Raw genomic sequence first — 2,451 nt, 5'->3', positions numbered from 1 at the left:
GTGTTCCGCAAAATCCGCGGGGATTTCGACGCGGCCGGCGTCGAGCAGTCGGATCACCAGATCCGCCGCACGATGGACGAACTGATGGCGCAGGCGATCGAGCAGATCAAGAACACCTGATCCGGGCCATGCGCTGATCCCGGCCATACGCTGGACCAATCGACCGCCCGGCCTATCCGGGCGGTTTTTCTTTGCCTTTGTCGCGGTTTCCGGCTGAAACTGCCGGAGTTAACAAGGAAAGTATCCATGTCCCTGAAGTCCCGCCTCGCGGCCGACGAAACGCTGTTCACCGCATGGTCCGGCGTGCCGGATGCCTTGACCGTCGAAATCGTCGCCAAGCAGGGTTTCGATGCCGTCACGCTCGACATGCAGCATGGCGGCCATCACGAAGACAGCGTGCTGCGTGGCCTGGTGCCGGTGCTCGCTGCCGGCAAGCCGGCGCTGGTGCGCATTCCCGTTGGCCGTTTCGACATGGCAAGCCGCGCGCTCGATTTCGGCGCCGAGGCAGTCATCGCGCCGATGGTGAATTCGGTTGCCGATGCAAAACTGTTCGCCGCCGCCATGAAATACCCGCCGCTCGGCGAGCGCTCCTGGGGTCCGACCTACGCTTTTCCACGCCACGGCCAAGGCGACCAGGCCGACTGGCTGCGCGACACCAACCAGCGCACGATGGCCTTCGCCATGGTCGAGACGCGTGCCGCCCTCGATGCGCTCGATGGCATCCTCGACACGCCCGGCATCGACGGCATCTTCCTCGGCCCGTCGGATTTCTCGATCGCCTGGAGCAATGGTGCGACCGTCAATTCGACGCTGGAAAGCATGATGGAGACGGTGGCATCGGTGGCCGAGCGCACCCGCAAGGCCGGCAAACATGCGGCGATCTACGTTGTCGAGCCGGCAATTGCCGGCCGGGTCGTGTCGATGGGCTATCGCCTGCTGGCCATGGGCTCCGAGCATTCGCTGATCGGGCTTGGGGCAAAAACGCTGATCAAGAGCGTCCGCGATTCGATCGGGTCCTGAAGACGCTCAAGGTTTCAGATCCGTCAGGAATTTGGCGAAGGTCATTGAACCTTCGGGCCAAGGACCAAAACCTGAATCCGGGTTGAGATGACCGGTCTCACCGGCATCGATGAACAGCGAACCCCAGGCGCCGGCGATATCCTCCGCGACATCGAAGGCGCAGAACGGATCGTTGCGGCTGGCGATCACGATCGAGGGAAAGGGCAGCGGCTCACGCGGATAGGGGCCGAAGGTCATCAGGTGCCTGGGCCTGATCTCGGGATTGGCGACGTCGGGAGGTGCCACGAAGAAGGCCCCGGCAACCGGCTTGCGGAACTGCGGAATGGCTTGCACTGCAGCGGCGACACCGAGCGAGTGCGCCACCAGGACGACCGGCCGCTCGGCCTCGTTGACCGCCTCGGCAACGCTCGCCGTCCAGTCCTCGCGAACCGGCTTCGACCACTCGGCCTGTTCGACGCGGCGCGCCGTCGACAGTTTCGACTGCCAGCGGCTCTGCCAATGGTCGGGGCCGGAATTGGTGTAGCCCGGTACGATGAGAATATCTGCTTCCTTGACCTTCATGGCGCTGAGATAGCGAGCGGCATCGCTTCGTGCAACCGGCAGGAACGCCGCTTTTGATCACAATAGTGAACACCATGTTCGCTTCTTCGCGTCTTGTGTGAACGATGCAGATGGACGATCTGTGGTCAGGAAAAGAAACAGCCGTGCGCGGGAACCCTGACTTTGGAACTGACACGACGTACAATGATCGGCGGAGTGGGGCTTCTCGCTTTGGGAGCTTCATCGCAGGCCGGTCGAACGGAGCATTCGATGAGCGAGTTGCCTTTTGCCGCCACCACCCCGGTCAGCGTTGCCCGCGTCGGGCTGAAGGCGCGCGACGCGGAAAGCCTTGCCGCCTATTACCGCGAAATTGTCGGTCTGCAGGAGTTGAGCCGTGCCGATGGCGCGATCACCCTGGGCGCCGCCAACCGTCCCTTGTTGGTGCTTGAGCAGGACGCTTCAGCCAAGCCGGATGATCCGCGCAGCGCCGGGCTGTTCCACACCGCCTTCCTGCTGCCCAGCCGCGCCGACCTCGGCCGCTGGATCAACCACGCCATATCAAACAAGATCGCGATCGAGGGCGCTTCCGACCATCTGGTCAGCGAAGCCCTGTACCTGACCGATCCCGAAGGCAATGGCATCGAGATCTATGCCGACCGCCGTCCGCAGGACTGGAAGTGGAACGGCGACAAGATTGCCATGGCGACAGAACGGCTGAACATTCCGTCCGTCGTTGCCGAAGTGCCGGCGGGTGATGCCGGCTGGCAGGGTACGCCGGAAAACAGCATCGTCGGCCATGTCCACCTGCGTGTCGGCAGGCCGGAAGACGCCGAAGCCTGGTGGAACCAGGAATTTGGCTTCGACACCATGGCCAAATACGGTGGCCAGGCG

Annotated in this window: 4 protein-coding genes; 3 read left to right on the top strand and 1 reads right to left on the bottom strand. The window is 63.2% G+C overall.

What is annotated here, in order from left to right; translation table 11 throughout:
- A partial coding sequence (locus tag EN939_RS29830; RefSeq protein WP_127271247.1) for an ATPase inhibitor subunit zeta occupies positions 1 to 120 on the top strand: 120 nt, incomplete at its 5' end.
- Positions 121 to 246: 126 nt separating this feature from the next.
- Positions 247 to 1,020, top strand: coding sequence for an HpcH/HpaI aldolase family protein (locus EN939_RS29825; RefSeq protein WP_127269901.1), 774 nt, complete (start codon positions 247 to 249; stop codon positions 1,018 to 1,020).
- A gap of 6 nt (positions 1,021 to 1,026) precedes the next feature.
- On the opposite strand, the gene EN939_RS29820 is transcribed toward EN939_RS29825, so the two are convergent.
- Positions 1,027 to 1,581 carry an RBBP9/YdeN family alpha/beta hydrolase gene (locus tag EN939_RS29820; RefSeq protein WP_127269899.1) on the bottom strand — a complete coding sequence of 185 codons (555 nt, stop codon included), beginning with the start codon at positions 1,579 to 1,581 and terminating at the stop codon, positions 1,027 to 1,029.
- 249 nt (positions 1,582 to 1,830) lie between these two features.
- Between EN939_RS29820 and EN939_RS29815 the strand changes: the two genes are divergently transcribed.
- On the top strand, positions 1,831 to 2,451 hold a 621-nt coding region (locus EN939_RS29815; protein WP_164751338.1), incomplete at its 3' end, for a VOC family protein.

Origin of the sequence: Mesorhizobium sp. M7A.F.Ca.CA.002.05.1.1 (genome assembly GCF_003998335.1) — a bacterium.
In the GTDB taxonomy this organism is placed as follows: domain Bacteria; phylum Pseudomonadota; class Alphaproteobacteria; order Rhizobiales; family Rhizobiaceae; genus Mesorhizobium.
This window is presented reverse-complemented; position numbering and strand designations above follow the sequence as displayed.